The following is a 26161-nucleotide window of genomic DNA, read 5'->3' as shown; positions in this document are numbered from 1 at the left end:
GTCTTCTTCTCCTTTCGTGTACCCTTCGTGTCAATCCGTGTAGTGATTGCCATGAAAGTGAATCATACCAGTTATTTTTCATACTTTTGTTATACACTTTTTCTAAAAAAAAGTAAATATAATAGTCTGAAAAAAGAGCGAGAAGTCACTCGTAAAAGTATTCTCTCGCTCTTTTTAGTATCTACTTTGCCAATTATTCGTATGTTCTTATAATCCAAATCCTTCCATTTTCGCCGGATTTTCTTTCTGCTGAATTGGAACAATTGCATTCTCTGGTTCTACCGGATCTCCTACTGTATATCCTTCTGGCATCTCCTCATCCGAGCAGGTCTCTGTCCAGGCCATATCCATCACATCATCTACAGTCAAATCTTTGTCTTTAATAATGCCAAGGCGAATATAGTCTTCTGCAATTTCTCGAAGTGCATTTTCTGTAAATGCATCAGAAAGTCCAAAATGTAAATTATCCCAGAATACCTGCTGATTTTCTTTTTCACCTGTCATCTTATCTGTATCATACATTTTCTGAATTGCTTCTTCAGAATGTAATCTATTATATTCACCTGCACGTTTGATGGCCATTGTAACATATTTGGCATGAACTGGATTTTCTTTAATAAAATCATTATTCATAGCAGTTACACAGCAAGCCTCATCCTGAAATTCCGGACTATAACCAATTGAACAGATCATTTTCAAATCATCTTTAAAATTTGCTAACACAAAATAATCAGAAAAAATACTTGCATCTACTTCTCCATTTTTCATAGCTTCTATTGTTGCTGCATTATCCGCAATATCTAAAAATTCTACTTCACTTGTAGGGTCAATACCATATTCATCTAACAAACGATAGCTGATATTCTGATCTGAATTACCAATACCATCATGAATTGCAATTGTTTTTCCTTTTAAATCTTGAACGGAATTAATATCACTGTCCTCCGGCACATAAATAGATTTACATCCTACATGTGCACCACACACAAATGACATATTCACACCATTGGTTATCGGAACAAGCATTGTTGCAATATGGTCTGTTCCCCATAAGCACTGTCCTGTACCAACTGTATTTACTACAGATTCACCCTCCATATATTTCGCATTGATACCATATTCTTCATAGTATCCTTGTACTTCGGCCATATATTTTGCGGATACACAAGCTCCACCATTAAACAAATAATTCAATTCCTGACCAAAAACAGGTTCTTTCTGCATTGCTTCCCAATCTTCTTCTGAAACAGCTTCCGGACGTTCTACTTTATCCGTGCTTGCTTCCTGTTTGGAATCTCCTCCTTTTGAAGTGCTGTCTCCACTTCCTCCACATGCTGTCATTGACAATGCCATTACTGAAACCATGGCTGTTGCAATCACTCGTTTTACATTTTTCAATTTCATTTCTTTTTCTCCTTGCTATTGTAAATATATTCCAATCACCAACTCCTGCATTGATGACAATGGACCACTTAGTCTTTTACGAATTCCCTCCAAAATGTAATCTGTCAAGAATCTGATTTCTATATTCGATAAATGCTGCAGATGAACGTTTTCTTGGATATTCCTGCTCAATCTGGATATCTTCTACAATCCTTCCCGGATTCGCATCCATTACAAGCACCCTTGTTCCCATATATACAGCTTCATCTACATCATGTGTAACCATAATTGCTAATTGTTTATTTTGGTACCACATTTTTAGTATCTCATCCTGCATATTCATACGCGTAAACGCATCCAATGCTCCCAAAGGTTCATCTAAAAGTAAAATATCCGGTTCGTTGATCAACGAACGAACCAGTGCCACACGTTGTGCCATTCCGCCGGATAACTGATCTGGATAATCATCCTTAAATTCTTCCAGACCGATTACCTTCAGCATCTGTTTCACCTTATCCTCATTTCCTTTTAGTTTACCTTGCATCTTCAAACTAAATGCAATATTTTTTTCGACCGTAAGCCATGGAAACAACGTTGGTTTCTGAAAAACCATTCCTCTTTCTGGAGAAGGTTTCTCAACGGCGGTTCCATTAACCAAAACCTGCCCGGTTGTTGGTACAATTAATCCTGCAATCAATCTTAGAATCGTTGATTTTCCGCAACCAGACGGACCGACCAGACTGACAAATTCTCCCCCATACAGTGTTAGATCAATTGCATTTAGAGCATGTGTAACTTCATCATTTTCTACTTTTGCAAAACTTTTGGAGACATTCTCCAGTTTCAAAATAACTTGTTTATCTGCCATTTATTTTACTACTCCATTCTGCCATCTCAACAGGCGGCGTTTTATCAAATCTAGTACCTTTGTGACCAACGTAAAAATAATACAGATTACAAACAATGCTGCAAACATTTTATCATACGCAGCCCATGATTTTGCCCAGTTCATATACCAGCCAAGCCCCGCCTTGACTCCCATCATCTCTGCAACAGTAATTGCAACACAAGCAGAACTCATAGCTTGTGTACACCCTTGCAAAATAGATGGCATTGCATATGGGATTGCAACTCTGAACACAAGTTGCCTTTCCGTTGCCCCCAATGTTCTGGCAGCCTCAAAATAACTTTTATCCACATTTGAAATTCCTGTCATAGATGCAACTGTTACCGCAAACCATGCTCCTAATGCAATGATAAATACAGCTCCTTTAAATAAAGATGCAGCAACTATCATAACAATCGGAATCCATGTAGGTGTTGGAATCGGCCCAAGAAATTTAATAATCGGATTCACCCAATAACGTACCTTTTCAAAATAACCACATGCAATTCCTGTAACAAATCCTGCTATAACACCAATAAAATATCCAAGAAGCAACAAGCGCAACGTATGAAGTGTACATTCTATCAAATAAGAGCGGTCCTCCCAGGCAATGTTTAAAATAGAATTCATACAAGGAATAAATGGTTGTGTTAAAATTCCCGTTTTCAATGTCAGATAATCGTATCCTGACAGCAACAAAAATAATGCTGAAAACAGAGGTGCACGATATCTCAATTTTTCATAAAAAGGAACACTCCCTCTTGATTTCTTTCCCACAGCAATAAGGAAATAAATGATATACGCTGCAATAAACAAAATCAAGGCTCCGAGATAGGTATTCGGATTTTTATTCCTACTGCCATCTGGAACAAATTTATATTCAAATATTGCCACCATTCCGCATACAATAGGCAACAGTATAACAATCCAGTCAAGTAACTTCTGTAATTTTGTTTTTTCCTTTGCCTCCAACTCCTTCAACTGCTGACGGCTCAATCCTCTCATTTTACTTGTATCTTCTTTCGACATTTTTTCCCTTTCTGCTATCATATTGTCTGGTTTTCGTATGTCTTTCAAAAAGTAAACGAAATGCTGACAATCTAATTACTAAATTTTTTAAGCGTCTCTAAATCTTTTTCATATTTTTATATTATCATCTTCTTTTTTTCTTCACCAATCGCTATTTATGATAAGTTCTTTCTATTTATAGAAATTTTCTATAAGTAAATTTATTTGTCCTTTACATAGATAAAGGAGCATCTTTCGATGCTCCTCAAAAAAAGAATGTGCTTTGCACATTCTGACACCTGCGGCGATCGCTTGCGACATCTGTTTTGTACGCCGCAGTATGCATTCTGCCGGAAGATTTTTATTACATAGGAAATAAAATCTCCTATGTAATAAAAAACTATATCCATGCTATCACTTTCGGCAGAAAAATAATGCATCCTATCACGGCTGAAAAAATTGCCAGAATAAATACAGCTCCTGCTGCCGTATCTTTTGCAATCTTTGCCAATGGCTTTCTCTCCTCAGTCACAAGATCCACAACCGCTTCCACTGCTGTATTCACCAGCTCCAACGCCATAATAAGACCACAGAGTAACAGACAGATGCACCATTCTGTCATAGAAATGTGAAAGAAAAATCCAGCAATCACAACCAATGCCGTCATTACTGCATGCATCTTCATATTCTGTTCCTGCTTCAATCCAGTTACAATTCCTGCAAACGCATATTGAAATCCACCATATAACTTATGATTTTGCTTTTTCTTTTGTTTCATAAGAATTCCCCCCTGAACCTTGTTTGATATCGTCCTATCTTTTACTGTATTCCAGACAGGTCTTTTACAATCTCACCTGCAATGATCAAACCTGCTACCGATGGCACAAAAGCCGTACTTCCCGGAATCGCACGTCGCTCTGTACACTTATGTTCAGCTCCCGGAGGACATATGCAGTTTGTACGACAACTACTTGCCATATCATCTTTCGGCTTAATCGGAAGCTCGTCTGAATAAACAACTTTTAACTTCTTTACACCACGCTTTTTCAACTCGCGACGCATAACCTTTGCCAACGGGCATCCACTTGTCTTATAAATGTCTGCTACCCTAAATCGACTGGCATCCAGTTTATTACCGGCTCCCATGCTACTGATAATTGGTGTTCCGACTTCTTTTGCTTTCATAATCAACTCTATTTTAGCTGTTACAGTATCTACAGCATCTACAATATAGTCATAGTCTTCAAAATGAAATTCATCCGCATTCTCCGGCAAAAAGAAACACTTATGAACTTCCACTTTCGCATCCGGATTAATATCCAAAATACGTTCTTTCATCACATCTACTTTATATTTTCCAACGGTCTTTCTTGTCGCGATAATCTGTCTGTTTAAATTTGTCAAACAAACCTTGTCATCGTCAATCAGATCAAAAGAACCCACCCCAGAACGAACCAATGCTTCACACACATAACCGCCGACCCCGCCGATTCCAAACACTGCCACCCGTGCTCCTGCAAGACGCTCCATTGCTTCTTTTCCTAATAATAATTCTGTCCTTGAAAATTGATTTAACATTGCTTCTATCCTCATTTTCTTTATAAACTGTATTCTTTGTTTATCATATCGTTTTAGTAGGCAATTGTCAACCAAGGGCTGATGCAAACAAATCCACTTGCTATTTAGTTCACGACAGCCTCTAAGCAAGAAAAGACTATGCACTCCTGCTCAGCTTCGTCGGGCAAGCCCGACTTCAATTCGCTGGATTGCATAGTCTTTTCTTACTTGGAGGTGTACCGTGATTGAAACAGGTGGAGCGATGAGGGATTTGCTTTTCTGGGATCTGATGTATCTACATCCTGGTTTTATTTGCTGTCGCAGATGCTTTTTTGACAACTGATGTATCTGCACTGCCTTGATATTCATTGTTGCAGATGTTCTTTTTTAGACCAATGCATCTGCAACTTGCTTTTCTTTGAGCTTGCAGATGCTTTTCAGCCTGCCTGTCATGTACAATTGCATCTACATCTTGTCTTTTCTGGGATTTAAAGATACTTCCTTCGCAAATCTTGCATCTACATCCCACGTTTTCGATAACGTGAGGATGCTCCCCATCAAAATTTTGCATCTTCAATCCCAAAAAATCCACTATCGCAGATATCGTCGCTCAACATTCTTTGTTGCTATTCACTTCACAACTTAAGCCGATACATTACTTACAAAAAAATTGATATAAGAAATTCGAGCGAATATGGAGTGAGCGTTGGAGACACTTAGAGCGTAAATTTTTGTGTCACCCGCTCATGGAATCTGAGCAAGAATTCTTATATCAATTTTTTGTAAGGAACGTATTGCCACTTAATGAACTAAATAGCAAAACTCTGCATCCACATCCTACAGCATCTCTAAAAATGCTGCAATTCTTGTATTTAACTGCCCCACATCTGCCTGACTATAATCTGTCTCTACATTGATATACGGAAGTCCCATCTTCTCATTGACAAATTTACGGATTGCCAGTGTCTCCACATTATATGTATGACATGCCTGTAAGGTCATCTCCACTACTCCGTCAACCTGATATTCATCAATCAATCTCTCCAACAGCTCAAGACGATTTGGATTTGGTGTCATAACGGAACAGCCGATTGCCAAATATCTTTCTGCCAGTGCCTGGTATACATCTGGATTTTCCTCGTCTACCAGCTTATCGATAGATTTTGCTCCGGAACAGTTTTCATAAGCTACAACCACGCCGCCATTTTCCTCAATTGCTGTAACAATCTTCTCTGTTGCTCCGCCGATTGGACATCCGGTTACAAGAATACGTGGACGACTTTCCAACATTTTACCTTCTGCATATTCTTTTTCTATTTTCTCTGCCAATGCATTTACTTCCGCCGGAATTGCTTTTCTGTCAAATTTAAATCCACTTCCATAAAGTACCTTAAACAAATCATGTCCTTTGATTGGTGCCGGCTCGTGTTTCATCACTTCATATAAATTTTTCAAAGATTTTCTTACTTCATTTTCTTCTTTAATAGCCTCTGCAATTTTTTCTTCTGTAATTGCCACACCAAATTTTTCTTCCAGATATTCTTTAAAACGTACAATCTCACTCTTCCAAAGCTGCAATGATGTCGCACTTTGAGAGTTTGGAAGCTCCATTACAAACACATCTTTAAATTCAGACATATATTCATACATCTTTTTCTTTCCATCACATGTAGTCTCTCCGACAACTACATCTGAAAAATAGAAAAATGGACATTTATCTGTCTTTGCAAATCCATAACTGGACTTAATCAGCGGACATAAATTTTTAGGCAAATCTTTTTCTGCATCCGGAATTGTCTCATCAGATGTTGAACATAAACCTACTGTGGCTGCTCCCATTGCCATTGCAATTTCTTTCGGGAAATATGTACAATATGCTCCGATAACCGGAATCCCTTTATCCTTCAACTGTTTTACTGCAAGAAATGAATTCTTTCTCTGTTCTGCAAACTCCTCAAATACCTCTGGTAAATCCTTAATTATTTCCATCTTCTGTTCATCCTTTCATTATTTATCGTTTTTTTCTGCTTTTTTCTTCTGCCAACAATGCCGCTCCAAGAGCTCCTGCATATCTGCCATCTTCTGTTGGGTCTACGGTTCGTCCTATCTTTTCCGACAAAATCCTTGTAAAATACGTACTGTTGCTGATTCCACCTGTCAAAATCACTTTATCCGGAAGTTCTTTTCTCTGTGCCAGCTGACATACCTTTGCAGCAACAGAATCCACTACACCGGCTGCAATATCTTCTCTTTTATGCCCTTCCCCAATATAATTGATCACTTCTGACTCGGCAAATACTGTACAAAGAGAACTAATCGGAAGTACCGTTCCCGATTCTGCCATCTCAAACAATTCCTGCAGCGTCACTCCCAGACGATTTGCCATAATTTCCAAAAATTTTCCTGTTCCTGCTGAACACTTATCGTTCATCAAAAAATCTTTTACCATGCCGCGTTCTACCAGAATCACTTTTGTATCTTGTCCGCCCACATCAATGATTCCACAATTCTCGCCGGCGATCTCCCGTCCGCCTCTTCCATGACAGGTAATTTCTGTAATCACATAATCTGCGAAATCTACCGCAACCCTGCCATATCCGGTTGCTACAACCTTCGTAGAATCTGCCAGCACATCGATTCCCGATTCCTGCAATCGTTCCTTTATTATCTTGCATGTTTCTTTACTGCTCCATCCGGTTGGCAATACAAACTGCATCTGGCAGTTCCCTCTTGTTACGACTTTTGATGCTGTTGAACCAATATCAATTCCTACGTAATTCATAACTTCCCCTTTCGTATCCAACTATATCCAAAGTATCATTTTTTTCTTTCAAATACAATAAAACCCAGACATGTGCTTATAGCTTTTTTACATGTCTGGGTTTATTTATTGAATTTATCTATAAATCATTTTTTATCTCAGTCGAGAAGACTCCCACCTCTTCAGGTGATAAGTAACTTGAACTATTAGATATGCGTACTTTACCTGCTTTCAGCCCTCCTAAGATTGCCTCTTTCTGCCTTATTATCGCCTACGCATGTTTAATATTATCATCTACATTATTTTTTTTTGCAGTCTTATCCTCTATATGAATGATCTGCTGGGATTCTTTCTTTTCTGGTTCTTCCTGCGCAGCTTTCTCGGCTGCTTCCTGTTGGGCCAGTGCCTCTTCTTCAGCGGCTTCTTTTGCAGCTCTTGCTTCTTCTTTCGCTTCTGCTCTCTCAGCCAATGTCTCATTGACATTCTCTTTTACCGCTTCAAAATGATCATACAGTTTCTCCATATTTTCTGAAAATGCTGATACAACATTTGTCTTACGAAGCATTGTCACTAAAGCTCCCACTACACCAATGCCAATCACTGTTCCCAGCACGACCCACTGTGTAGCTGCACTTATTCCCATAAGATTCATAATCATGAATACAGAAGACAAAATTGAAATGCTACAGCATCCCACTACCAATTCCATCATATGGTTTTGTTTCTTCTCAGCCATATCCTTTATCTGCTCATTTAAGAAATTCAATTTCTTATCGAGATCATTGATCGAGCCTTCAATTCCATTCATATCTAACAAATGCTGATAAATAATCTTAATCTCATAATTTCTTGAAAGATTCATAGCACGCACTACACCGAATGCCTGAAAATGCATCAGTATATCTTTGATTTCCTGCTTTTCTTTCGCTTTCATATCTTCCGCAGCTGCCTGTTCTGTCAGATACTGACATGTATATTTCTCATAAAGTGCGATGATCACTGCCGGAAGTTTATCTTCTGCATGCTGCTTCATCTGACCTTCCATGTTCAGATTATAGTCTGCCATAACATAGGATACCGCCTGATCTGAAACACATGCTCCCCAGTTATATGCCAGATGAATCTTATCCTGTGCTGCATACAGGTACTGCAGTGCACCTGTCATGTCTTCATCCACATCTGTAGATAAAGGCAGCATATTATTCTGATTACAAGTTACTCGTCTTATCGTATCTAAGTCACGGAATCTTCTTCCGATCATAGCCAGATTATATGTAAATGCATCTAAAAACACAGATGTTCCACTACGGTGAAATACTTCCAGACCAATTGTATCCAGTAATATATCCAGTTTTTCATCCAATGAAAATTCATGTGTCTTTTTCTCATTGTCCAGATAAAAATATCGAGACTGTGTATCTGCACTTCCCGGATTACAAATCTGGGCGATCGCATCCATTCGACTATAACGAAGTCCCATACATAAGAATGCAACTCCTGTCTCAAACACATATAAATAAGCAGAATGAATATCAAATCCATCCTTCTCCCAGTTTATTCCAAGTTCGATTCTATCCTGATCCAAATCTGTAACAGCAAATCCCATTACGTTCTCTACTTCTATATTATCTAACAATTCTTTGATAAATATCTCACGCTGGAACTTGTAGCAGACACCAACATGCATCGGATCGTTTTCTTTAAATAATATCTTTGCCTGTTCTGTCAGATTCGTCGTTGTAATATCCTGTTTCTCACAGTTTGCCTTCAGCCATACCTGGTCAAGCTCTTCTTTTCTGTACTTCAACGGAAGCACTACATAGCTTCCTAATTGTGCACTCAAAAGAAATGGTTTCAACTGCTCGAACTCTTTCATAATTGTTACTTCTTGTTCCATTTCCATTATTCATACCCCGCTTTTGTAAACGTCCTTGTACCCGTTATTCTTGAACAGATACACACAATTACAGACTGATTCTAACATAAAATACTTTCTCTGGCAAGAATTCTATTTCTCTAAAGCAAGCAAGTTACTGTTCACAGTAACTGTGACCAGCAACGCAAGCAATTCTATTTCTCTGAAGGCAGCAAACGTGCTTTGGAAAGTGCCGCTCCTATTGCACCTGTGATAACTGTAGATGCAACCATCTCACTGATAGCATTCACACCAACCATCATGCAGCATCCGATAATCACATTTCTTCCGTTCATAAGCCCCTGCACATATTCTGTATTTCCAAATAATACTACTAAAAATGTCATAAAAAACAAAGTATTTAAAAATGCTGAAAAGAATCCTGTCACTGCACTTGCCACATATGCATTCGTTCTTTTTCTTGTTGCTTTATAAATAAATCCGATAAGCAAACCATCCAAAAGACGTGGAACTACACGCTGGATAAATGCCAGAACCGGATTGATACTAAAGAGCATTGCTCCCATTACGCTGACTCCGCCGATTCCAATACACTGACCAAAGCTTGTCAGTCCAAAGATCAGTCCGGCAATTGCACCACCTGTCGGTCCTAATACGATTGCACAAATCGCAACCGGAATTACATTAAATGAAATTGCCAGTGGTCCAATGTTCAGATAACCTAATGGTGTACAGGACATAATGATAAGGACTGCTGTCATAAGTCCCAATGTAGCAAGTTGCATCGTGTTGAATTTTTTTGTTTTGTTGTTCATGTTTTCCTCCTTGTTACCGCTCCGCTTTGTGCGGATGCAATACGGTGTGTGTTATTAAGTCGCCGCCCATTCTTTGTATCCTCTTATCACTTGAAGCACATATGGGCGATTCTCTTGTAACTGACTTTCTTAGCGAATCGTCAATTCAAGAATTTTATCCAGAAGTTTATTGGCTGCATCCTCCTTGCTCATAAGCGGAAGTGATGTTTCCTCCTTCTGCGTAATCAGAGTCAATACATTGGTATCTCCCTGGAAGCCTGCGCCAGCCTCTTTTACATTGTTGGCTGCAACCATATCCAGGTTCTTCCTTTCAAGTTTGGCTCTGGAATTACTGATCATATTCTGGGTTTCCATAGAAAAGCCACATAAAAACTGTCCTTCTCTTTTATTTTCTCCCAAATATTTCAAAATGTCATCTGTCCGTTCTAACTCTATAGACATCTGACCCTCTTTTTTCTTAACTTTTTCAGAACTAACAACGGCCGGACGATAGTCCGCAACAGCCGCAGCTTTGATAATAATATCCTGCTCATTACTGATTCCCGTCACCGCTTCAAACATATCTTTTGCCGTAACGATTGGCACAACATTTACAAAAAGCGGAGCTTCAATCGCAGTACGTCCACTTACCAGCGTAACCTCTGCACCACGAAGCATCGCAGCTTTTGCAATTGCATATCCCATTTTACCCGAAGAATGATTCGTAATGTATCTTACCGGATCAATTGCTTCTTGTGTCGGTCCTGCCGTAACAAGAATCTTCTTGCCTTGCAAATCTTTCTCACGGGCAATCTCTTTTTCAATATACGCAAGCAGAGTCTCCGGTTCCGGCATCTTACCTGCCCCCGTATCTCCACATGCCAAATATCCGCTTGCCGGCTGGATCACCTCATATCCATAATGCTCCAATGTTTTTAAATTATCCTGCACGATAGGATTCTCAAACATATTCGTATTCATAGCCGGTGAAATATATTTCTTACATTTGCATGCCATCACCGTAGTAGTCAGCATATCATCCGCAATTCCATGCGCAAGCTTTCCAATAACATTGGCACTTGCCGGTGCGATCATTACTACGTCCGCTTTCTTTGCTATTGAAACATGCTCTACCTGAAACTGAAAATTCCGGTCAAATGTATCCACCAGACATTTATTTCCCGTAAGACTCTCAAATGTAATCGGATTAATAAAATTCGTCGCATTCTGTGTCATCAATACATGCACATCCGCATGAAGCTTCTTCAATGCACTTGCAAGTGATGCAATCTTATATGCTGCAATGCTTCCTGTTACACCTAATAACACTGTTTTTCCCTTCAACATCTTCCATCTTCCTTTCCAGTTTCTATAAATGAATTCGATTTATTATAAACTACTCAAAAATACAATTCAAGTCAATCACGAAGATACTCTGTTTTTTGTTTTATACAAAATTTGTTCTTGACATTTCATTTCAGAGGTCTATAATGCGTAGTTGTAAAAACAAATACAGTTCACCGAAATTCGTCGATGAGAACAATGCCATATCTTATTTTATTTCACAGAGAGCCTGCGTTTGCTGGAAGCAGGTAATAAACAGATAAGGATATCCTCTCTAAGAAGCGGGTTGAAAGCACAATCAGTAAACCTCGCCGGTCTCCTCCGTTATAGGGAACGCGTATGATAGTACGTTAGAGTGTTGCAGATTTTATTTGCAGAATTAGGGTGGTAACGCGGATTTATTCGTCCCTTTTCAGATTCTTGGTCTGAGAAGGGATTTTTTTATCTTTTCATTCCTCTGGATTTGGTGAACAAGTTACGATTTACAATTCTTGTAAACCGCAACGTGGACAAATATATTTTAGGAGGTACTTGTAATGAAAGCATTACAAAAAGCAAGCAAATTTTTATCAGATTATACTTCTGTGGTCGTCATCGCAATCGCAGTTGTCACATTCTTCATCCCAACTATGATGGGATGGGTAAATTTTCAACTTTTCACTGACCCGGTATCCAACAAATTTACCTGTCAGTCTATCATCATCGGTATCATCATGTTTAGCATGGGACTTACCCTGACAACTGAAGATTTCAAAATTCTGGCGCAGCGCCCATTTGATATCTGCGTTGGTGCACTTGCCCAGTATCTGATTATGCCATTCCTCGCATTTGCACTTACAAAAGCTTTGCATCTGCCTGATGGTATCGCACTTGGTTTGATTCTTGTTGGCTGCTGCCCTGGTGGTGTATCTTCTAACATTATGTCTTATCTGTGCGGTGGGGACGTCGCATTTTCTGTCGGAATGACAACAGTTTCTACACTGCTTTCCCCAGTCATGACACCACTTATGGTCTCATTGCTTGCCAGCGGCACACAGATCAGCATCAAAGGACTTCCAATGTTCGTATCCATTATTGAAACTGTAATTCTCCCTGTCGGTGTTGGTTTCTTGTTAAATTATCTCTATGGCAAAAAGAAAATGTTCCATGAGATTCAGCAAATGATGCCTGGTGTTGCCGTACTTGGCCTTGCCTGCGTAGTCGGTGGAGTTGTTTCTTCTCAGGGTTCTAAATTCTTCCAATCCGGTGTTGTCATCTTCGTCGCTGTATTACTTCATAATGGACTCGGATATTTACTTGGCTACGGAGCCGGAAAACTTGTAGGTATGAATACCTCTAAAAAAAGAACCATTGCCATCGAAGTCGGTATGCAGAACGCAGGACTTGCAACTAACCTTGCAACTACAACAGCTCAGTTTGCTTCTACTCCGGAGTCAGCAATCATCTGTGCTGTATCTTGTACATGGCACTCCATCTCCGGTACTCTGTTAGCCGGTATGTTTGCAATGTATGATAAACATAAAGCAAAAGAAAATAAAGTTGGTGTTATGGCTGAAGCAAAATAGGCTGAGGCAAATAAACAACCTTCCTTAAAAGCCAAAAAGCAGGATATACATTCTCATAAAATGTATGTCCTACTTTTTTATATTTCTCAAACTCTACGCGAAGAATTCTTTCACTTGTCCAAATATAATGTCCATCAATTTCGTTCTTGCCTCGACGCTCGCCCATGCGATATGCGGCGTAATCAAAAGTTTTCCACTGTCTTTGATTTTTCTAAGAGGATTATCCACACTCATCGGTTCTTTTGTCAACACATCCAGACCAGCCGCAGCAATTTCACTCGTTTCTAACGCATCATATAAATCCTGCTCCACTACTATCGGACCCCTTCCAAGATTCAGAAATATCGCATTTTTCTTCATTTTGGCAAATGCTTCCCGGTTCATCAGCCCTTCTGTATACTCGTTAAGCGGAGCATGTACCGACACAATATCCGATGTGGATAACAATGTGTCTAAGTCAACCTGCTCATACCCTTCCTGTGCCGGACTTCCCGATGCAGAATAATAAATCACACGTGCACCAAATGCTCTTGCAATCTCCGTTACTCTTCTTCCAATATTTCCAAGCCCGATAATTCCCCATGTTTTTCCATGAATCTCAGTAAAATGTTCTGCAAAATGTGTAAACTGTACATCATTTACATAATGCTCTTCTTTCACATAATCATCATAGTAACGCATCTTTTCCAATAAATAAAACAACATTGCAAATGTATGCTGCGTCACTGTCTCTGTAGAATATCCCGCCACGTTCCGCCATGCGATTCCTCGTTTTTCCAGATATTCCTTATCCAGATTGTTCGTACCAGTCGCTGTGACGCAAACTAATTTTAAATTCTTTGCAGTACCAATTGTCTGCTCATTAATCTGTACTTTATTCAGAATAATTACATCCGCATCCTTCACCCTCTCCGGCACTTCTTCTGTGGAAGAAAAGTCATACTTGACAACTTCTCCCAGTGTTTCATATTGTGACAAGTTAATATCCTCACCAATTGTTTTTACATCTAAAAATACAATTTTCATGCTAATCTCCATTCATTTTAGTCCACGATTTGTCTCAATAGCTCTTCCTCACATACCGGTCTGGAGAAATAATATCCCTGAATCAGATCGATTCCCCACTGGTTTAGCAATTCTACTTCTCTCTTTTCTTCCACACCTTCTGCGATCAGATTATATCCCTGATTTTTTAGAATTGCACACATATTTCGATAGAACCTCGCTACTTTTTCATCTTCCATAATTCCCTGAAGTAATGAACGATCCATCTTAACACATGCAAACGGAAGTTTTAATACAGTATTCAGATTTGCATATCCAGAGCCAAAATCATCCAGACACAATCCTATTCTTTCTGCCTGTAATTCTTTTACAAAACGATAAAGTTCTTCATTATATTCTGTTGCCACCGTCTCCGTAATCTCAAACTGGAAAAATGAAACCGGAAGATCGTATTCGTGAATCATAGCGATCAAACTATGACAGTATCCCTTTTTCAAGAACTGTGCCGGCGAAAGATTGAATTTCACACTTAGTAACTTTTCTCGCAACTTAGGATGTGCTTTCATAAAACGGCAGATTCTTCGAAATTGAAGAGAACTTAATGCATTCATCTGACCAGTATTTTCTGCAATTCTAATAAATACATCCGGCGGTATCATACCAAATTTCGGATGCTTTAAGCGACTTAATGCTTCTAACGCTACAAACCTTTGTCTTTCTAATGAATATATCGGCTGATAATACACTTCAAACAAATCCTCACGGATTGCTTTTGGCAGAAAGCTTTCGATTTCCTTTTCATATTGAAAGCCATCCATGGTTTCTTGATCGCCCTTGATCACGATTGTATCACCACTTTTTACTGCCCGTGCCGTCAGATATTCAATATACGATAGGAATACCTCACTCTCCTGACCATGTTCATATTCTACACCACATATGATTGCCGGAACATGAATTTGTTCTTCACCAATCCGAAGCTCTTCTTCAAATAATTCTTTCAGTTCCTTTTGCATCCGCTTTGCCTCAGATTTTGAATATGCAGTAAGGATAAACTGATTTCCTCCTACGCGGAACATCTGGTTTACATCCACCCGCTCTTTTATATACTCTGAAACCTTCCGAAGCATTTCATTTCCAAAGCTTGTTCCATAAATCGTATTCACACGTTTTAATTGAAACAGCACAACTGCTGTCATATAGATTTTAGAAATCTTCTGTTCTGGCAGCCATTCTTGAAAATACTGAATATCCGGCAACTGTGTCAGGCTGTCTCTGCGCGCCAGTTTATTATAAATCGTTGCCTCTACTCGAAACTGCATATTATGAAATGCTGTATGTAGCAATCCACTCATCAAAATAATGGCAAAAATCAAATTTCCAAACTCAAACATGAAACCATATCTCGTAATATCAAATAACCAGTAGAGCAACAAAGAAGTGATTCCTATTACAGATACTACTACAAATGCAAATAAAATTGTTCTGATTTCTTCCGTCCTTTTCGCCTGATATTCTTTATATAAGCATATTTCCAATATTATAATTGCGATTACAATAAGTACATGCGTAATTATCAGCATATCGATAAGCTCAAATACTTGAAGCAGCTTCAATACACTCTGTACCAGAATATTTACATAAAAAATATAATTCAACCAATTCAGAATCCTATATTTCTCCATTCCTCTGGTATCCCTAATAAAATGAATCATCGGAACAGGGAAAAACATAAACATGTAAAATGAAACATAAGCTACAGCCGGAGAATAATCAAACAAATTCTGAAACAGAGAGGTATCTGTCAGGCACCATATTCCACAACTGACTAAGTAAATCACTGCATGTAAAAATCGTGTTTCTACAACCTTCTTGTATTTTAAATAAATATGAACTACTAATGATGCCATGCTGATTAAAAACATGATAAACACAAGCAACAATACCAAACCTTCAGAAGTCAGCTGATAACACAGAACTGCATCACTATATCCAATATATATGGGTTCGATTTTAAAAGTGTTGCTGCCATCATTTTTATATACGCAGGTTATTTTCTTTCCGCCAACATGATCCGGAAGCTGCGTTCGACACTCTAATTTATGCCGCATCTGAGCGTTTCTTGGAAATGCTTCGTCATTATATTCATATAATACCCGTGTTCCCAATTTAATCTGCATCCGGTAATATGCACCTTTTGTAATAATCGTTTTCAAATCCTCATCATCGGTAATCCTGACATGATACAGATTAAGAGTATCTTCCTTGTAATCCGTAATCGTTACAGGCAGATTCACTTCTACTTTTTCGCCGTCTCTATAGTAAAACCAATCTGAGGAAAATTCTGTTACCGCACTCTCTGTCTCCTGATTTTTTTGATATGACTGCAATATCAAAAATCCCAAAGATACAATACAAAGAATAATTAGTAAGAATTCTATTATTCGGCTTATTCTCTTTTTATTCATTCTATACCTTATTCCTTTTTCACACTATTTCACAAGAGACTCTGCATAACCCAATGCTTCTACGATATTTGTACAGAAATTATCTTTTCCAATAGCTTCTATAAAATGATCTTTCTCCATAACTGACATCGGCTGTTCATTTACATGGGAGAATATAATTGTAATATGTTTTTTCTCAGCCCGTTCTACAAGTTCTCTCAACGTTTTCATCGCACTTGCATCGATAGCAGGTACGCTTCTCATTCGAATTACGATCACCTTTGTTCTGTGATCACTGTTAATGCTTAATATCTGGTCTGCTGCTGCAAAGAACAATGGTCCTGAAATCTCAAACACACGGATGCTTCGAGGGATATCTCTTAGTTTTTCAGCTTCACCAGGTGTGATATCCGGCTCATCAACGTATTTCCATGTTTTAATATCTGCTGTTTCTGCCATACGTTTCATAAATAACAAGGAGGCAAGCACAACACCGACTTCAATTGCAACTACCAGATCAAAGAATACTGTCAGGAAGAATGTTGCAACCAATACAATCACATCACTCTTCGGTGCTGTTTTACACAGTCTGAAAAATGAATTCCAGTCCGCCATATTTGCCGCTACGACAAGAAGTACTGCTGCAAGCGTTGTCATTGGAATCAATGCTGCAAGCGGCATCAGAAGAAGTAAAATAATTGCCAGTGTGATACAATGTACAATTCCAGCAATCGGAGTACGTCCCCCGTTTCTTACATTTGCCGCTGTTCTGGCAATTGCACCTGTAGCAGGGATTCCTCCAAAAAGTCCTGAGAAAATATTTCCAAGTCCCTGTCCGATAAGTTCTGCATTCGACTTATGATTATCTCCTATCATACCATCTGAAACAACTGCTGACAGAAGCGATTCGATTCCAGCCAGGATTGCAATTGTAAATGCTGGTGAAAGCATCTCCTGTACCAACTCAAAAGACACGGATGGCATATGAAATGCCGGGAATGAAGAATTTAATTCTCCGTAAACACTTCCTATCGTATTGACCGGAAGATTAGCAAAATATACGATTGCTGTTGTTATAATAATAGCAACTAAAGAACCAGGAATTTTATCTGTCACCTTCGGCCACACAAGCATGATTACAACAGCCAGTGCACCAATTCCCAGGGCAACTACATTAATTGTTGAAATATGATTTGCATACGCAATGATTTTTTGCACAAACTCGGATGGAACTGCTCCCATCTCAAGACCAAAGAAATCTTTCAACTGTCCGACAAATAAGGTCACTGCGATACCACAGGTAAACCCTGTCGTTATTGTATATGGAATATATTTGATCAAGGAACCAAATCTACACAATCCCATGATTACCAGAATAATTCCGGCTAAAATCGTCGCTACAACCAGCCCGTCTGTTCCATACTGGGCAACAATCCCATATATAATTACGACAAACGCTGCCGTTGGTCCTCCAATCTGCACACGGCTTCCGCCGAAAAATGAAATAAAGAAGCCTGCAATGATTGCAGTATAAAGACCTTGCTCAGGTCCTACCCCGGAAGCAATTGCAAGAGCAATTGAAAGTGGTAATGCAATAATCGCAACAATGATTCCGGAAATGATATCCTTCATCAATTGTTCTTTATTATAATCTTTTAATACCTCAAACAACTTTGGTTTTAAATCATTCATGTTTTTTATTATCCCTTTTCCTTATAATGTCTACTGTATGTGAACCGGCCCCCACCAGTTCCAAGCGCTCGCAAGTAGACAAATGATATCCTATAAATGTCTGAAATGTTTTTTCATCCATCGCATTTAATACCGGTCGCATATAATCCGACGGACCATCTGCAGAAATGATCTGTATACGTTCCATTCCTGCCGCATCATTATATGAGTCGATATCTTCCAGTCTCACATAATCATACAGGTCGGCCTCTTCCGGTTGCACTCTGAATTTTTCATCTATCTTACCGTTTTCCATACATTCCAAAATGTGATTCTGTTTAAATCCATAAGTCAAAATACTATACTCATTCATACAGTATGCCACCAGAATCACACCTTCATCTTTTAACACACGTTTCGCTTCAGTAAGAGCTTTCACCTTATCTTCCTTTGAGTACAAATGATACATTGGTCCAAATATAATAATCAGATCAAACTCTTTGTCCTGAAAACGGGAAAGCTTCATTGCATTTCCCTGATATGCTTTTACAGCACTGTTTTTCTTTTTCAAAATTCCCAGATTGTATTTCACGAGTTCTACTGCTGTCACATCGTATCCTTCTTCAGCAAGTTGAACACTATATCTTCCGGTTCCCGCACCCACATCCAGGATTTTTGCAGACTTATCCACAGGCAAATATTTATGAATATATTTCATAGAAGTAATAAACTCCACCTGCCCATGTCTGCTTGTCAGACGTTTTTCTTCGTTAAACTTATTGTAATATTTTTCAAGTTCTGTCATCATAGATGTTCTATTCCCCAGCCTCTTCTATCATTTTTTTATAAGCAGAGCCCTCGTTGAATACTTCTAAATTCCTGCCTCCATCCCGCATAGCTCTGCTGATGTTTTCCTGAATTTCCTCAAGACATTCTAACAAAATCGGATTAAATTCCGAAGCTCTCTCATGCAATAGAATATTCATTGCTTCCTTATGAGAAATACCTTTCTTATTCACACGGTCTCGCGTCAATTTATCATAGGCATCTGCCAATGAAACAATCTGCGCTGAAATCGGAATCTCTTCCCCTTTAAGTCCATCCGGATAGCCTTTTCCATCATACCTTTCATGATGCCATCTGCATATTTCGTAAGCTGTTGTTACCAACTCATCCTCTTTGTGTGAATCCAGATTTTCAAGCATAGATGCTCCGAGCATGGTATGTGCCTGTACCAATTCTTTCTCCCGCTCTGGCAGCGGCTCTTTTTTATTTAAAATCTTTTCACTGATTCCGATTTTTCCAATATCATGTAACGCTGACGCTGTTTTAATAACAAGCTGATCTGACCAGTTCAGCTTATAGCGGTCTGTCTTTTGAACCAATTGTTCCAACAGCATCTCTGTCAAAATATGCATGTGACGGATATGTGCTCCGTTTTCGCCATTACGAAGTTCCACAATCTGACTCAGCAAATCTACCAGTACTCGTTCATTTTTTTCTTTCTCGTAAATCTGTTCTGTCACAAGTGCAATCAATCTTCTCTGTTTTGCAAATAGCTTAATTACATTACAAACTCTCTGATAGATAACCTTTGCATCAAATGGTCTTCCGATATACTCAGAAGCACCCATCTGATATGCTTTCGTCACACTTGCAATGGAGTTATCCTTTGAAATAACTATAACCGGTATGTCTTTGATCCAATGGTTTTCATTCATATATTCCAGAACATCAAAGCCATCCATCCCTGACATAATGACATCCAATAAGATAACCGAAATCTCTGTCCCCTGCTTCTGCAACATTTCAACACATTCTTCACCACTGGCTGCTTCAAGAATATCAAAATCATCTTTTAACATTTCCGCAAGCATTTCTCTGTTTATCTCTGAATCATCTACAATTAAAACGCGTTGTTTACTTGTTGTATCTAGATTTTTCATTTTATCTGTATCAGTCACGATCATATTCTTTTTATTTTTTGCCTGATACATCAACTGATCCGCTCTTGCAATTGTTTCTTCAATCGGCTCTTCGCCTTTCAATGCACCACCAATACTTGCAGAAATATGTAACCAGGAGTATTCCGGTACTTCTGCATCATATATTCTTTTTCGTATCTGTCTTAATTTTTTTGCAAATACTGTCTCATCAATATCCGGAAGTAAAAGTAGAAATTCATCTCCTCCAAATCGGATCAATATATCAGTTTTCCGGATACATGCCTGAATTTCTCTGGCTACGGTTTTTAAAACCATATCTCCTGCATTGTGTCCCAAAGTATCATTATATAATTTAAAGTCATCCAAATCTATCATTGCAATGCCCATGCGTCCGTTCATTTTTTTCACATAAGCTTCATAATAGCGACGATTATATACTCCTGTCAGTGCATCTCGATATAACTCTTCATTATATTGAGTCAACTTACTAATCAAAAGACTTTTCCCTTTAGAATCCAACACTGTTTCATCTTCCAGACAGGATAACATTTCTGCTACATAAGCTTTTCCATCAATCTCTACATATCTTGCAATCACATAAAATATCTGCGAACCGAGATATTCCAGTTTTGTATGTTGACTTTTCTCTTGCAAAGCTTTGATTGATATACAATTACTGCATTCTTCTTGCCTGTTCCAAAATGAATAGCACTGGCATGTAACAGGAGTATCTGTTTCCACTCCATCTATTCTCTTTTTAATATCTTCTGCATCGAGTAGACGAACCACTGAAAATATATTTTCTAAATGTGCAATCCATTCATCTGCCTGTTGTCTTGTCATAACCACATCTGATTTCATCTTTTTCCCCTTTAGTGTGTAAACCTCATACATTATAAGATAAATGTATACTCTTGTCTATAATATGTATTTTTATTTCTTCCATCGTCATAATCTAAAATTCACGTTGATTTGAATTCAAGAATTCCTCGAACTTCTCAACGCTAAGTGGCTTAGAAAAATAATATCCCTGAAACAGCCTACATCCCATACCTATCAACATTTCTAACTGCTTCTTTGTTTCTACCCCTTCCACAATCACACTCATGCCGATTTTCTCCGCAAGTACAATGATGCTTTGTAGAATATCCTGATCTCGCACTTCATTTTCTGTCGCTACCAAAAAATCACGGTCAATTTTCAAGACATTTGCCTTGATGTTCCTCAGCATATTCAAGGATGAATATCCACTTCCAAAATCATCAATTTCAATTTGGAAGCCATACGCTTGAAGCTTTCCCAATATTTTCATGTTTTCTTTGAAATCTGACATCAGCGTTGTCTCTGTAATCTCTAATTTTAGCCTCTCCGGCTCTATCTCATACTGTTCTATCAGTTGAACAAATGTTTCGTAAATATCCAGGAAGAAAAAGTCTTTTATAGAAATGTTTACAGAAATATAATATGGTATTTCTTTTTGCTTCCACTCTTTTAATTTTTGTGCAGCTTTTTCCCACATATACTTGTCTAATTTATATACTAATCCAGTCTTTTCCAATGTGTCCATAAATCTGCCCGGAGCAACAACACCTTTTTCAGGATGAATCCAACGTACAAGTGCTTCTGCTCCCTGAACCTGACCTTTTGCATCTACCTGTGGCTGCAAGAACATCGCAAATTCTTCTTTATTTAATGCACATTCAAATTCTCCTATGATTGATTTTTCCTTCAGAGACTGTATAAGTTGTACTGTATTATAAAATGCAATTCTTTTTTGATAATTGTTTTTAATTGTCCCACCGGCTATATTCGCCTTATCGCACATAATGCTTATCGGCTCTTCTATGTCTCCGACTTCATATACCCCTGCATATATACGCAAATGAAAAACATTGCTTGTAAATTCCTCTTCTATTTTCTGAATTGCATCACTGATACGCTCTGTCGAGAATTCGGATTCCGGAACGCACATTGCAAAATGATCACCTTGTATTCTGGCGCACAACACCTTTTCTGTTCCGTAACTTTCCATAGACGCTGCCTGTCTACAGAGAATCTCATCTCCTTTTGCAATTCCGAAAATATCATTTACAAACTTAAAAGATTCAATATTCGTGTATAATATATAAAAGCTTTCATCTGAATATTTATGCAGTAATTGATATGTTTCTTCATAAAACTGTTCTTTATTTAACATTCCTGTTAAACTGTCATGTGTTGCACGATATTGTTCATACTCCAGCTTTTCCTGTTCTTTTGTCCTGTCATAAAATGTAAAACAAACTCCGACCACAACATCTTTCTCATCGTGGAGCTGTGTGACCACGATTTCAAATTTTCTGTCTTTTCCCGTTTTTCCTCCATACGCTGTGTGGTATATAATCGAAGATTGCACAAAATCTTCTTTATTTCCCGTATACCATTTCCTGTATTGTCTTTCTATAGTACCCAGATCTTCTCCTATTTGACAAAGCTCTTTTACTACATCATTACAGTATATGCATCTGCCGAGATTATCAAAACAGATTATCCCGCTATTGGATTCCTGTATTAATAATGCAAATGTTTTCTGCAGTAATTCATTTGGCACATAGCACAAACTAAAATAATAAATAAAAACGGATGTTATACTAAAAAATACAAATGACAGATTATATTCTCCCCTTATCCGTACTGCAAATACAGCTGCGATCCCATCTAATAAAAATGCCAGTCCAATCATTGTATAACGTATCCGATAAAAACGCGATGTTTTAAGAATAACGATGCAATATGTCAAAAGCATTATCGCAATAATCCCCACCGTATATATGCTATGCATCATCCGAACATATTGCCAGCTTCCGTAATATATCTGCTTTTGAGCATCTGCTGTAATCTCCACATAAAATATCTGTTTTGACCATATATTAGCCAAAGCAAACAACGTATCCAGACTCGCATAGACTATCATTGCATTTCTTATAAATCTGACTTCTTTAAACTGCTCTGTATAGCGCTGCGTAAAAGCCATCAACAATAGTAAAAGCCAGTCTACTCCTGCCATAAGAAGACTCTTGAGTACTGTCGCCACCTGAGGGTTCGAAGTATATATATACATTGTAGATAGGATCGCACATGCACATGCAGCCATCTCATATACCCACACACTTTTCGCCAATTCTCCATTCTTTCGTCTTGCCCTGTCTGCACAGATTCCCAGCAGCACACATCCTAGGATATTGATTCCTCTCACTATGAACATACCCTTCATTCCCCCTTCTTCAAGTCAAACGCACGTGAGGCCTGGTGCGTGATTAAGGTCAGCGTAAGCTGACATATTCTCATTAAAATCACTACACATCCTCACAGAGCGTTTTCCTATGTACTTTTGCTATCCAAGTGCCACATCCAGCATCATCATAACAGTAAATCCCACCGCAAAAAATACTGTCCCTATATTGGAATGTTCGCCTTGAGACATCTCTGGAATCAACTCCTCAACCACAACATAGATCATTGCACCTGCCGCAAAGCTTAAAAGATATGGCATTGACGGAATGATCAATCCTGCTGCTAAAACTGTCAGTACTGCTCCTATCGGTTCCACAATTCCAGACAACACACCGGCGACAAATGCTTTTGTTTTCTTCATGCCTTCTGCTCTAAGCGGCAATGAAATAATTGCCCCCTCCGGGAAATTTTGTATTGCAATTCCAATAGATAAAGCGAGTGCACCTGCCGCTGTAATCTTTTCATTTCCAGATAAATATCCCGCATAAACCACTCCGACTGCCATGCCTTCCGGAATATTGTGAAGCGTTACTGCCAGCACCATCATTGTGGTCCGCTGTAATTTACTCTTTGGTCCTTCTGCTTTCTCACTATTCCGATGCAAATGCGGAATTGCACGATCTAGCAACAACAAAAAAAGTACCCCGGCCCAGAATCCTGTCACTGCCGGAATAAACGACCATTTCCCCATATTTTCTGACTGCTCGATTGCCGGAATTAACAGACTCCATACGGATGCTGCTATCATTACTCCTGCGGCAAATCCAGTCAACGACCGCTCCACAGAATCGCTCAGCGAATTTTTCATAAAGAATACACACGCTGCGCCAAGCGAAGTCCCTAGAAACGGAATCAAAATAATATAGATATCTTTCATATCCACTCCTTTATATTGATATTCTCATCACGTTCATTATTACATTCCTATAAGTATTTTACTTTTTTATCCTATGTTATGCAACCAAAAAAGAAGATATTCGATTCATTTTCCTAAATCGAATATCTTCTTTGTATTTACTATTCTGCTTTTACCGGATTGGATACACTCACCTTATGATCGTACCATTTTCCTTTTGTTCCAATTAAAGCAAGATCAAATTCTTTATCAAGTGCCGGAACCGGAACATCGAATCCATTCACCTCTTCGCTTGTTCCATCACTATATTTTACTGTATCAGTCGTAGGTTCTAACAGCTTTGCTCCATCTTTCTGTGCATCTTCTGCTGTTCCTTCGAACAGATTTACAATATTTTTAGACACAAGACTGACATGGATTGTCATCTTACCGTTTTTTACTGTCAGTGTTCCTTTTCCATCCATTGCCTCATTTACATGAAACATAGAACTGTCTGTATTAAATTCTGCTGTATATGTTCCATCTTCCAATGCTGTTTTTGACGCCTGCTCTGTTTTGATTCCTTCTGCGTCCATTGCTGCTTTTGTATGTGCCACATATAACTGCTGAACATCTGCGATTTCTCCAAGTCCTGCAATCTGTGTCTCCACACTGTCAAATTCCTTAGATGCCTCAAACTGACTCTTCCATGAATCGTCATCATCACCTGCCATATCGTTGTTAGCATGATCTCCTGCCACAACCATAAGTGGACGGAGGATTACGTTTTTATATCCTGCATCTTTTACTTTTTCAATCACTGCTTCACATGATGTATCTTCCGGTTCTCCTTCTACTGTTCCGATAAATACATTCTTGTATCCCAGTTTTTCCATCTGTGTCTGCATCTGCGAATAACTGATCTTTGCTGTATGAGATGTTCCGTGTCCCATAAATACAAATGCTGTTCCATCTTCAGCTGCTGCATCTAAACTATCATATTTTGCTGTTTTTACAGCTTCTGCTGTGATTGCTTTTGCTACAGCTTCTTTATCTTCATTGATTGCGGATGCATCTGATCCAACTTCTCCAAGAAGTGGTTCTGCAATTTTTACTGTTTCAAATTTATCCTGATATTTCTCAACTGCCTCTGTCAGTTCATCATATTCTGCTCCATGCATTAAATGTGTCGGCTGAATGATCAGATTCTTAACGCCATTATCTACTGCACGGTCCAGTGCCTGTTCCACATTATCAATTTTCTCGTCATCACGAGCCTGTACATGATTGATAATAATCTGTGCTGTAAATGCTCTTCTTACGGACCAATCAGGATAAGCTTCCTGAAGTGCCTTCTCCACACCACCGATATCTGCTACACGACTGTCATTGAATGATGTTCCAAAGCTTACTACTAAAAGCTCATTCTCCCCGATGTCATCTGCATTGAGCGGATCATCCTTTGATGCATCTCCTGTGTCTCTTCCAAAATAATCTGGATCTGCATTCTCTCCCTCTACCAATTCTTTCTGTGCATCCGTAAGTGCATCCCAGGCCTCTTTAGCTGCTTTACACTGCTCATCTGTTTTGTCTGTTCTTTCCTGTACATAAATGTCGTCGATCAGCTTTGCAACTTTATCGGCTGCCGCCTGATCACTGTCTTTTGTCGTATCCTCTGTTTTTGTACTGTCTGTTGTTTTTGCAGAATTTCCACATCCACCTAACATAGATACACTCATTGCTGCTGCGATACATAAGATTACCAGTTTCTTTTTCATTGTTGTCCTCCTGTTTATAACTGTTTTTGCCA

General features: G+C 38.7%; 19 protein-coding genes, 1 pseudogene and 1 other annotated feature. Of the genes and pseudogenes, 1 reads left to right on the top strand and 19 read right to left on the bottom strand.

What is annotated here, in order from left to right:
• Positions 1-207 precede the first annotated feature (207 nt).
• The 11 genes from LQE94_RS08030 to coaBC all read right to left on the bottom strand — a co-directional run bounded on the left by LQE94_RS08030 (position 208) and on the right by coaBC (position 11612).
• The gene (locus LQE94_RS08030; RefSeq protein ID WP_118738462.1) at positions 208-1404 is read right to left on the bottom strand and encodes an ABC transporter substrate-binding protein; all 1197 of its coding nucleotides are present in this window, start codon (positions 1402-1404) and stop codon (positions 208-210) included.
• Positions 1405-1480: 76 nt separating this feature from the next.
• On the bottom strand, positions 1481-2251 hold the full coding sequence (locus LQE94_RS08025) for an ABC transporter ATP-binding protein (protein ID WP_118724722.1): 771 nt from the start codon (positions 2249-2251) through the stop codon (positions 1481-1483).
• A complete protein-coding gene (locus LQE94_RS08020) occupies positions 2252-3298 on the bottom strand; it encodes an ABC transporter permease (protein WP_240577398.1) in 1047 nt (348 codons plus the stop codon).
• A gap of 379 nt (positions 3299-3677) precedes the next feature.
• Complete coding sequence (locus LQE94_RS08015; RefSeq protein ID WP_240577397.1) at positions 3678-4055, bottom strand: diacylglycerol kinase family protein; 378 nt, start codon at positions 4053-4055, stop codon at positions 3678-3680.
• 41 nt (positions 4056-4096) lie between these two features.
• The gene (locus tag LQE94_RS08010) at positions 4097-4855 is read right to left on the bottom strand and encodes a tRNA threonylcarbamoyladenosine dehydratase (RefSeq protein ID WP_240577396.1); all 759 of its coding nucleotides are present in this window, start codon (positions 4853-4855) and stop codon (positions 4097-4099) included.
• A gap of 274 nt (positions 4856-5129) precedes the next feature.
• Positions 5130-5411, bottom strand: a complete 282-nt coding sequence (locus tag LQE94_RS08005; protein ID WP_240577395.1) for a hypothetical protein — start codon at positions 5409-5411, stop codon at positions 5130-5132.
• 260 nt (positions 5412-5671) lie between these two features.
• A complete protein-coding gene (locus LQE94_RS08000; RefSeq protein WP_240577394.1) occupies positions 5672-6823 on the bottom strand; it encodes a double-cubane-cluster-containing anaerobic reductase in 1152 nt (383 codons plus the stop codon).
• 22 nt (positions 6824-6845) lie between these two features.
• The gene (locus LQE94_RS07995; protein ID WP_240577393.1) at positions 6846-7616 is read right to left on the bottom strand and encodes an acyl-CoA dehydratase activase; all 771 of its coding nucleotides are present in this window, start codon (positions 7614-7616) and stop codon (positions 6846-6848) included.
• 250 nt (positions 7617-7866) lie between these two features.
• Positions 7867-9498, bottom strand: coding sequence for a hypothetical protein (locus LQE94_RS07990; protein ID WP_240577392.1), 1632 nt, complete (start codon positions 9496-9498; stop codon positions 7867-7869).
• Between the two features lie 167 nt (positions 9499-9665).
• The gene (locus LQE94_RS07985) at positions 9666-10286 is read right to left on the bottom strand and encodes an ECF transporter S component (RefSeq protein ID WP_022074998.1); all 621 of its coding nucleotides are present in this window, start codon (positions 10284-10286) and stop codon (positions 9666-9668) included.
• Positions 10287-10415: 129 nt separating this feature from the next.
• Positions 10416-11612, bottom strand: a complete 1197-nt coding sequence (gene coaBC, locus LQE94_RS07980; RefSeq protein WP_240577391.1) for a bifunctional phosphopantothenoylcysteine decarboxylase/phosphopantothenate--cysteine ligase CoaBC — start codon at positions 11610-11612, stop codon at positions 10416-10418.
• Between the two features lie 174 nt (positions 11613-11786).
• Positions 11787-12022 (top strand) — a binding site (T-box leader).
• Positions 12023-12145: 123 nt separating this feature from the next.
• Here coaBC and LQE94_RS07975 point away from each other — a divergent pair.
• Positions 12146-13174: a bile acid:sodium symporter family protein gene (locus LQE94_RS07975; RefSeq protein ID WP_118725043.1), complete on the top strand. Its 1029-nt coding sequence runs from the start codon at positions 12146-12148 to the stop codon at positions 13172-13174.
• 93 nt (positions 13175-13267) lie between these two features.
• Here the strand turns inward: LQE94_RS07975 and LQE94_RS07970 are convergent, their stop codons facing one another.
• The 8 genes and pseudogenes from LQE94_RS07970 to LQE94_RS07935 form a co-directional block, all read right to left on the bottom strand.
• Positions 13268-14200 carry a D-2-hydroxyacid dehydrogenase gene (locus LQE94_RS07970; protein ID WP_240577390.1) on the bottom strand — a complete coding sequence of 311 codons (933 nt, stop codon included), beginning with the start codon at positions 14198-14200 and terminating at the stop codon, positions 13268-13270.
• 17 nt (positions 14201-14217) lie between these two features.
• Positions 14218-16647 (bottom strand): EAL domain-containing protein, encoded by a 2430-nt coding sequence (locus LQE94_RS07965; protein WP_240577389.1) that lies wholly within the window; start codon positions 16645-16647, stop codon positions 14218-14220.
• 24 nt (positions 16648-16671) lie between these two features.
• Positions 16672-18318 (bottom strand): SulP family inorganic anion transporter, encoded by a 1647-nt coding sequence (locus LQE94_RS07960; RefSeq protein ID WP_240577388.1) that lies wholly within the window; start codon positions 18316-18318, stop codon positions 16672-16674.
• Positions 18311-19105, bottom strand: coding sequence for a class I SAM-dependent methyltransferase (locus tag LQE94_RS07955; RefSeq protein WP_240577387.1), 795 nt, complete (start codon positions 19103-19105; stop codon positions 18311-18313). The genes LQE94_RS07960 and LQE94_RS07955 overlap by 8 nt, the downstream gene beginning before the upstream one ends.
• Positions 19106-19112: 7 nt before the next feature.
• On the bottom strand, positions 19113-21104 hold the full coding sequence (locus LQE94_RS07950) for a diguanylate cyclase (protein WP_240577386.1): 1992 nt from the start codon (positions 21102-21104) through the stop codon (positions 19113-19115).
• 94 nt (positions 21105-21198) lie between these two features.
• On the bottom strand, positions 21199-23487 hold the full coding sequence (locus LQE94_RS07945; protein WP_240577385.1) for a GGDEF domain-containing protein: 2289 nt from the start codon (positions 23485-23487) through the stop codon (positions 21199-21201).
• A gap of 129 nt (positions 23488-23616) precedes the next feature.
• The gene (locus LQE94_RS07940; RefSeq protein ID WP_240577384.1) at positions 23617-24393 is read right to left on the bottom strand and encodes a ZIP family metal transporter; all 777 of its coding nucleotides are present in this window, start codon (positions 24391-24393) and stop codon (positions 23617-23619) included.
• Positions 24394-24935: 542 nt separating this feature from the next.
• Positions 24936-26129 (bottom strand): annotated as a pseudogene (locus LQE94_RS07935) (sirohydrochlorin cobaltochelatase); the annotation flags it as partial.
• Between the last annotated feature and the right edge of the window lie 32 nt (positions 26130-26161).

The organism is Mediterraneibacter sp. NSJ-151, from assembly GCF_022487435.1.
Classification (GTDB): Bacteria; Bacillota; Clostridia; order Lachnospirales; family Lachnospiraceae; genus Schaedlerella; species Schaedlerella hominis.
The sequence above is the reverse complement of the archived record's forward strand: the minus strand, read 5'-3'. Positions and strand labels throughout refer to the sequence as shown.

Coding starts and splice junctions, on each gene's coding strand:
- LQE94_RS07940 (WP_240577384.1), bottom strand. CDS start 24,393: ATGAAAGATATCTATATTATTTTGATTCCGTTTCTAGGGACTTCGCTT.
- LQE94_RS07995 (WP_240577393.1), bottom strand. CDS start 7,616: ATGAATTACGTAGGAATTGATATTGGTTCAACAGCATCAAAAGTCGTA.
- LQE94_RS07945 (WP_240577385.1), bottom strand. CDS start 23,487: ATGTTCATAGTGAGAGGAATCAATATCCTAGGATGTGTGCTGCTGGGA.
- LQE94_RS07970 (WP_240577390.1), bottom strand. CDS start 14,200: ATGAAAATTGTATTTTTAGATGTAAAAACAATTGGTGAGGATATTAAC.
- LQE94_RS08015 (WP_240577397.1), bottom strand. CDS start 4,055: ATGAAACAAAAGAAAAAGCAAAATCATAAGTTATATGGTGGATTTCAA.
- LQE94_RS07990 (WP_240577392.1), bottom strand. CDS start 9,498: ATGGAAATGGAACAAGAAGTAACAATTATGAAAGAGTTCGAGCAGTTG.
- LQE94_RS07950 (WP_240577386.1), bottom strand. CDS start 21,104: ATGAAATCAGATGTGGTTATGACAAGACAACAGGCAGATGAATGGATT.
- LQE94_RS07965 (WP_240577389.1), bottom strand. CDS start 16,647: ATGAATAAAAAGAGAATAAGCCGAATAATAGAATTCTTACTAATTATT.
- LQE94_RS08030 (WP_118738462.1), bottom strand. CDS start 1,404: ATGAAATTGAAAAATGTAAAACGAGTGATTGCAACAGCCATGGTTTCA.
- LQE94_RS07960 (WP_240577388.1), bottom strand. CDS start 18,318: ATGAATGATTTAAAACCAAAGTTGTTTGAGGTATTAAAAGATTATAAT.
- LQE94_RS08020 (WP_240577398.1), bottom strand. CDS start 3,298: ATGTCGAAAGAAGATACAAGTAAAATGAGAGGATTGAGCCGTCAGCAG.
- coaBC (WP_240577391.1), bottom strand. CDS start 11,612: ATGTTGAAGGGAAAAACAGTGTTATTAGGTGTAACAGGAAGCATTGCA.
- LQE94_RS08025 (WP_118724722.1), bottom strand. CDS start 2,251: ATGGCAGATAAACAAGTTATTTTGAAACTGGAGAATGTCTCCAAAAGT.
- LQE94_RS07975 (WP_118725043.1), top strand. CDS start 12,146: ATGAAAGCATTACAAAAAGCAAGCAAATTTTTATCAGATTATACTTCT.
- LQE94_RS07955 (WP_240577387.1), bottom strand. CDS start 19,105: ATGATGACAGAACTTGAAAAATATTACAATAAGTTTAACGAAGAAAAA.
- LQE94_RS07985 (WP_022074998.1), bottom strand. CDS start 10,286: ATGAACAACAAAACAAAAAAATTCAACACGATGCAACTTGCTACATTG.
- LQE94_RS08010 (WP_240577396.1), bottom strand. CDS start 4,855: ATGTTAAATCAATTTTCAAGGACAGAATTATTATTAGGAAAAGAAGCA.
- LQE94_RS08000 (WP_240577394.1), bottom strand. CDS start 6,823: ATGGAAATAATTAAGGATTTACCAGAGGTATTTGAGGAGTTTGCAGAA.